The sequence below is a fragment of the Bacillus sp. LR_5 genome, from assembly GCF_042709275.1.
The window spans coordinates 1-6,592 of record NZ_JAVAXX010000325.1 but is presented as its reverse complement, the minus strand read 5'-3'; the positions used below and the strand labels follow the sequence as shown (position 1 = coordinate 6,592).

The 6,592-nt window shown below is 41.7% G+C and carries 10 protein-coding genes; 8 read left to right on the top strand and 2 right to left on the bottom strand.

What is annotated here, in order from left to right; genetic code table 11:
• Window positions 1-67 precede the first annotated feature (67 nt).
• The 7 genes from acnA (at window position 68) to RAC86_RS33410 (ending at window position 4,902) form a co-directional block, all read left to right on the top strand.
• Window positions 68-2,797, top strand: coding sequence for an aconitate hydratase AcnA (acnA, locus tag RAC86_RS33440; RefSeq protein ID WP_003231573.1), 2,730 nt, complete (start codon window positions 68-70; stop codon window positions 2,795-2,797).
• A gap of 71 nt (window positions 2,798-2,868) precedes the next feature.
• Complete coding sequence (locus RAC86_RS33435) at window positions 2,869-3,381, top strand: redoxin domain-containing protein (RefSeq protein ID WP_114523488.1); 513 nt, start codon at window positions 2,869-2,871, stop codon at window positions 3,379-3,381.
• 80 nt (window positions 3,382-3,461) lie between these two features.
• Window positions 3,462-3,587, top strand: coding sequence for an FbpB family small basic protein (locus RAC86_RS33430; RefSeq protein WP_003244964.1), 126 nt, complete (start codon window positions 3,462-3,464; stop codon window positions 3,585-3,587).
• A gap of 64 nt (window positions 3,588-3,651) precedes the next feature.
• The gene (gene sspN, locus RAC86_RS33425; RefSeq protein ID WP_003231569.1) at window positions 3,652-3,798 is read left to right on the top strand and encodes an acid-soluble spore protein SspN; all 147 of its coding nucleotides are present in this window, start codon (window positions 3,652-3,654) and stop codon (window positions 3,796-3,798) included.
• A 36-nt stretch (window positions 3,799-3,834) separates the two neighbouring features.
• Window positions 3,835-4,086: a small acid-soluble spore protein Tlp gene (gene tlp / locus RAC86_RS33420; RefSeq protein WP_003231568.1), complete on the top strand. Its 252-nt coding sequence runs from the start codon at window positions 3,835-3,837 to the stop codon at window positions 4,084-4,086.
• An 84-nt stretch (window positions 4,087-4,170) separates the two neighbouring features.
• Window positions 4,171-4,587, top strand: coding sequence for a YbgC/FadM family acyl-CoA thioesterase (locus tag RAC86_RS33415; protein WP_017696516.1), 417 nt, complete (start codon window positions 4,171-4,173; stop codon window positions 4,585-4,587).
• A gap of 15 nt (window positions 4,588-4,602) precedes the next feature.
• Window positions 4,603-4,902, top strand: coding sequence for a hypothetical protein (locus RAC86_RS33410; protein WP_024571429.1), 300 nt, complete (start codon window positions 4,603-4,605; stop codon window positions 4,900-4,902).
• A gap of 30 nt (window positions 4,903-4,932) precedes the next feature.
• Here RAC86_RS33410 and RAC86_RS33405 read toward each other — a convergent pair whose 3' ends face one another.
• Together RAC86_RS33405 and plsY are read right to left on the bottom strand one after the other, a co-directional pair.
• Entirely contained in the window at window positions 4,933-5,220 is a 288-nt protein-coding gene (locus RAC86_RS33405) for a HesB/YadR/YfhF family protein (protein ID WP_003231562.1), read from the bottom strand.
• An 87-nt stretch (window positions 5,221-5,307) separates the two neighbouring features.
• Complete coding sequence (gene plsY / locus RAC86_RS33400) at window positions 5,308-5,889, bottom strand: glycerol-3-phosphate 1-O-acyltransferase PlsY (RefSeq protein ID WP_003231560.1); 582 nt, start codon at window positions 5,887-5,889, stop codon at window positions 5,308-5,310.
• A gap of 169 nt (window positions 5,890-6,058) precedes the next feature.
• Here plsY and RAC86_RS33395 point away from each other — a divergent pair, with 169 nt between their 5' ends.
• Window positions 6,059-6,466 carry a CoA-binding protein gene (locus tag RAC86_RS33395; RefSeq protein ID WP_003245606.1) on the top strand — a complete coding sequence of 136 codons (408 nt, stop codon included), beginning with the start codon at window positions 6,059-6,061 and terminating at the stop codon, window positions 6,464-6,466.
• Window positions 6,467-6,592: the final 126 nt, after the last annotated feature.

Below are 6,592 nucleotides of genomic sequence, written 5' to 3'. Positions count from 1 at the left end.
TGAGAAAATTGTGATGGAATGTAATGTTCATCTGAGAATGATCTGATCTGAAGGGGGATTTTGGAGAATGGCAAACGAGCAAAAAACTGCAGCAAAAGACGTTTTCCAAGCGAGAAAAACGTTTACTACAAATGGGAAAACATATCATTACTACTCTTTAAAAGCGTTAGAAGATTCAGGTATAGGAAAGGTTTCGAAGCTTCCTTATTCCATCAAAGTTCTTTTAGAATCAGTATTGCGTCAAGTTGACGGCTTCGTTATCAAAAAAGAACACGTGGAAAATTTGGCAAAATGGGGAACTGCTGAATTAAAGGATATCGACGTTCCGTTCAAACCGTCTCGTGTTATTTTACAAGACTTCACAGGGGTTCCGGCAGTAGTAGATCTGGCTTCACTGCGTAAAGCAATGGCAGCTGTAGGCGGAGATCCTGATAAAATCAACCCTGAAATTCCTGTTGATCTCGTTATCGACCACTCTGTACAGGTAGATAAAGCGGGTACAGAAGATGCATTAGCAGTAAATATGGACTTGGAATTCGAAAGAAATGCAGAGCGCTACAAATTTTTAAGCTGGGCAAAGAAAGCGTTTAACAATTATCAGGCAGTACCGCCTGCAACAGGTATTGTGCACCAGGTCAACCTTGAGTTCTTGGCAAGTGTTGTCCATGCCATTGAAGAAGACGGCGAGCTTGTAACGTATCCTGATACGCTTGTCGGAACAGACTCACACACAACAATGATTAACGGTATCGGTGTTCTCGGCTGGGGTGTCGGTGGAATTGAAGCTGAAGCGGGAATGCTTGGACAGCCTTCTTACTTCCCAGTCCCAGAGGTAATCGGCGCGAAACTTGTCGGCAAGCTTCCAAACGGAACAACAGCTACTGACTTGGCGTTAAAAGTAACACAAGTGCTGCGTGAAAAAGGCGTTGTCGGTAAATTTGTTGAATTCTTCGGTCCGGGAATTGCTGAACTGCCGCTTGCAGATCGCGCAACAATTGCGAATATGGCTCCGGAATACGGTGCTACATGCGGATTCTTCCCAGTAGATGAAGAAGCGCTTAACTACCTGCGCCTGACAGGCCGTGATCCTGAACATATTGATGTTGTTGAAGCATACTGCAGAAGCAATGGCTTGTTCTACACTCCAGATGCGGAAGACCCTCAATTTACTGATGTGGTTGAAATTGACCTGTCTCAAATTGAAGCAAACTTATCGGGTCCAAAGCGTCCTCAGGATTTGATCCCGCTATCTGCTATGCAGGAAACGTTTAAAAAGCAATTAGTCAGCCCTGCAGGTAACCAAGGATTCGGTTTAAATGCTGAGGAAGAAAATAAGGAAATTAAGTTTAAACTCCTTAACGGCGAAGAAACAGTTATGAAAACGGGTGCGATCGCCATTGCTGCGATTACAAGCTGTACAAATACATCAAACCCATACGTGCTGATCGGCGCCGGACTGGTAGCGAAAAAAGCGGTTGAGTTAGGGCTTAAGGTGCCTAATTACGTGAAAACGTCACTTGCACCGGGTTCTAAAGTTGTTACAGGATATCTTGTGAATTCAGGCCTTCTTCCATACATGAAAGAGCTTGGCTTTAACCTCGTTGGCTACGGTTGTACAACATGTATCGGGAACTCAGGTCCGCTTTCACCGGAAATCGAAGAAGCGGTTGCGAAAAATGATCTTCTGATTACGTCTGTCCTTTCCGGAAACCGTAACTTTGAAGGACGTATTCACCCGCTTGTTAAAGGCAACTATCTTGCTTCACCACCGCTTGTTGTGGCATATGCGCTGGCTGGAACGGTAAACATTAACTTGAAAACCGATCCAATCGGTGTGGGCAAGGATGGTCAAAACGTATACTTTAATGATATTTGGCCGTCAATGGACGAAATCAATGCACTTGTTAAGCAAACTGTTACGCCAGAGCTATTCCGCAAAGAGTATGAAACAGTATTTGATGACAACAAGCGCTGGAACGAAATTGAAACAACAGATGAAGCTTTATATAAATGGGATAGCGAGTCAACTTACATTCAAAATCCGCCATTCTTCGAAGAGATGTCTGTTGAGCCAGGCAAGGTTGAACCATTAAAAGGTTTGCGTGTTGTCGGTAAATTCGGCGATTCAGTCACAACTGACCATATTTCTCCTGCGGGGGCAATCGGAAAAGATACGCCTGCCGGAAAGTACTTGCAAGAAAAAGGTGTTTCTCCTCGCGACTTTAACTCTTACGGTTCCCGCCGCGGAAACCATGAAGTCATGATGAGAGGAACATTTGCAAACATTCGGATCAAAAACCAAATTGCACCGGGTACAGAAGGCGGATTTACGACGTACTGGCCGACTGGTGAAGTAACATCCATCTATGATGCGTGCATGAAATACAAAGAAGATAAAACTGGTCTTGTCGTATTAGCAGGAAAAGACTATGGTATGGGATCTTCACGTGACTGGGCTGCAAAAGGAACAAACCTTCTCGGCATCAGAACGGTCATTGCAGAGAGCTTTGAAAGAATCCACAGAAGCAACCTTGTATTCATGGGTGTGCTGCCGCTTCAGTTTAAACAAGGTGAAAATGCGGATACACTCGGCTTAACGGGTAAAGAAGTCATCGAGGTAGATGTTGATGAAACAGTTCGTCCTCGTGACCTTGTGACTGTAAGAGCAATTAATGAAGACGGCAATGTAACAACTTTTGAAGCAGTCGTCCGCTTTGATAGTGAAGTTGAAATTGATTACTACCGCCATGGCGGCATCCTTCAAATGGTGCTTCGTGAAAAAATGAAGCAGTCCTGATGAATCAATAGGAAGAGAAGGCATTTCGCTTTCTCTTCTTTTTATGACACAATGTGCTGCGGAGGTGGCATATGCTGAAAAAATGGCTCGCAGGGATCTTGCTTATCATGCTTGCCGGTTATACGGGATGGAATTTATATCAAACATACAGCAAAAAAGAAGTCGGAATTCAAGAGGGGCAACAAGCACCTGATTTTTCTTTGAAAACGCTGTCAGGAGAGAAAAGCTCTTTACAGGATGCAAAAGGCAAAAAAGTGCTGCTCAATTTTTGGGCAACTTGGTGTAAGCCGTGCCGTCAGGAAATGCCTGCGATGGAAAAGCTGCAAAAAGAGTACGCCGACAAACTTGCGGTTGTTGCGGTAAATTTCACTTCAGCTGAGAAAAGTGAGAAACAGGTCCGAGCGTTTGCTGATACGTATGATTTAACGTTCCCCATTCTGATTGATAAAAAAGGGATCAATGCTGACTATAACGTGATGTCATATCCAACGACATATATCTTAGATGAAAAAGGTGTTATCCAAGACATACACGTTGGCACCATGACAAAAAAAGAAATGGAACAAAAACTGGATCTTGATTAGATTCAGTTTTTTTTATGCTCAGATATGCTTACAAGTTTTCAGAATTGGAAAAAATAAAAGAATATGCGGAGGTGAGAAGCGTGAAGAAGATGAGAAAACGTTCTTTTCATGAGCTCGTCATGGAAAACAAAAAAGAGCTGATGACCAATACAGAGTATTTAAATCAGCTTGAGGAAAAGCTTGAACAGCGATTTAAGCAAAAATAACCTTTAATTTGTATTCATGTTTACCCCTCCTTTTGAGAAACCTATCTGTTGAGGAGGGATAAACATGGGAAACAACAAGAAAAACGGTCAGCCTCAATATGCTCCAAGCCACTTGGGTACAAAGCCTGTAAAATATAAAGCCAATAAAGGGGAAAAAATGCATGATACTTCAGGTCAGCGGCCGATCATCATGCAGACAAAAGGCGAGTAGCGAAAAATCAAGTTTATTTCTAGGAGGTACATCCGAATGACAAAGAACCAAAATCAATATCAGCAGCCTAATCCTGATGATCGTTCTGACAATGTGGAAAAATTGCAGGATATGGTTCAAAATACAATTGAAAATATAGAAGAAGCAGAAGCATCAATGGAGTTTGCTTCAGGAGAAGATAAACAGCGTATCAAAGAAAAAAATGCAAGGCGCGAACAGAGCATTGAAGCGTTTCGTAATGAAATACAGGACGAATCTGCAGCGAGACAGAACGGATACCGTTCTTAAAAAACCAGGGAAACCTGGTTTTTTTCTTTCTGATTTGATTATGGTAAAATGGGGCTAAATTGACGTTAAGGGAGCAGAGTAATCTTGCATGTATCAAAAAAAGAAATAGAAGTGCGTTATGCAGAAACAGATCAAATGGGAATTGTCTATCACGCAAATTATCTTGTGTGGATGGAGGTCGGCAGAACGGCCTTAATTAAGGACTTAGGCTTTTTATATAGTGATATGGAAAAAAGAGGCGTTCTGTCCCCAGTTGTTGATATCAATATTTCCTATAAAAAGCCGCTTCATTACGGAGAAACCGCGGTTGTACATACATGGATAGAGGAATATAACGGCTTTAAAACCGTCTATGGTTATCACATTTATAATCCGGCCGGTGAGCTTTCCATCAAAGCCACCTCATCTCATATTTGTGTGGATAAAGAAAGCTTTAAGCCAATTCAATTCCGCAAAGCTTTTCCTGATTGGCACACAGCATATGAAAAGGCCAAAAAATAGGGAAGTGAACGGGATATGGCGTTTGGTGTGAAACGGGAGGAACTTAACCGGTGGAAACAAGCAGTGAAAAGAGGAGAAATCGCATTTTTAACACATTACTGGCTGGATGACCGATTTCCAGAAGCAAGGACTGTGACAAAAGCCGGCTGTGCAGACATTGATAAGCTGGTTCAGTGGGGAGCGGCGTACGGGTTAAAAAAAGAATGGATCCATAAGAAAAGTGAATTTCCCCACTTTGATCTGCTGGGGGAAACACAAAAATATATTTTGGAACAAGAAAACCTAACCGATCATCTTATACGATTTCATTTGTAAAAAAAGAACGCACATGATGTGCGTTCTTTTTTATTGGTATTCAAAAACCGGTTCATCAGCGTCTTCTGAATAGCTGACGAGAAGGTCGTGGTTATCAAAGTACCATAAATCACTTTCTTCAATAAAGAAGGTAATGCCGTCAGCTTCTGCAGTGACTCCAGCCTCTTGTGGGGCATCTTTCGCTACACCGAGAGAAAAACCCTTTTGAACGTTGCTGCAGCCTCCATAGCGGACGAAAAAGCGAACCTGGTCTCCGCTTTCCAAATCGAGTTCTTCTTTATACCAGTTCAATGCGTCTTCGTTAATTGTCATATTCATAACAGAACACCCCTTTGTTCTTCATTTGAATTTTCTCTATTATAAACGTATTAGGCTATTCTGTGTCAAAAGAGAAGTTTTTTAAGCTTATAACCATTTTACTTTAGGTTCTGTTTTATTGATAATTCGTTTAATGTTCGCTCGGTGTCTGTATATCACAAAAATAGTGAGCAGGGTAACGACAATCAATAAATACGTATCATGGACAAAGAAACTATATATAACAGTATAGATCCCTGTTAACATCGATGAGAGAGAAACAAATTTAGTCAAGTATAAAAAGATGAAGAATACCGCAACCATCGTGATAAATAACAGGGGTGCGTAAAATAGCAAAACGCCTCCTGATGTAGCCACGGCTTTACCGCCTTTAAATTTGGCGAAGATGGGAAACACGTGGCCTAAAACCGCAAAGACTCCTGCAAGAAGCGGGTGAATATCAACATGCATGAGAAAAGGCAATGCAGTTGCCAGTGTCCCTTTCAAAATATCTCCGGCTATGACGACCGAACCAGCTTTTACACCCAATGTACGGAATGCATTGGTAGCGCCTAAGTTGCCGCTTCCGTGCTCCCGAATATCAATTCCCTTGGCAAGCTTGCCCACAATTAAGCCAGATGGAATGCTGCCTATCAAGTAGGCCAAAATAATCAATAAAGCAATTAACATCTACATTTCTCCTTTTTCAAATTCCCTTCTTTTTATTTTAACATGAGATGTCATGATCTGATGATAAGTTTTTTTGTAAAGTTTGCTTACAAATCCAATCAAACATGCATCATATTTTGATTTCTCCTGTTTTGATCGTGTAAAATAAGTGAAAAAGGAGTGACACACGATGCAAAACCCTTCTAAAGCGGAAATTAAAGAGATTCTTCAAAGAAGCAAACGTATAGCGGTAGTAGGGCTTTCAGACCGTCCGGATAGAACGTCACATATGGTTTCAAAAGCAATGCAGGACGCGGGTTATGAAATTATCCCTGTGAATCCTACAATTGATGAGGCGCTAGGTGTCAAAGCCGTTTCATCTTTAAAAGAGATAGACGGTCCGATTGACATCGTAAATGTATTCCGGCGCTCAGAACAGCTTCCTGGAGTGGCGGAAGAGTTTTTAGAGACAGATGCGCCAGTATTTTGGGCACAGCAAGGGCTAGTTAATGAGGAAGCATACCAGATGCTAAAAGAAAAAGGCAGAACGGTTATCATGGATCTGTGCATAAAAGTGGCACACGCTGTAACAAAATAGGTGCAGAACTGCAAAAATCCTTGTAAATTCAAGGATTTTTGCTTTTTAATTTTAAGATATTGTTTGCGTATTACGGTGAAACAGATACAATAAAGCTTGAACAGCTTTTTTTGAATACCTTGTCCA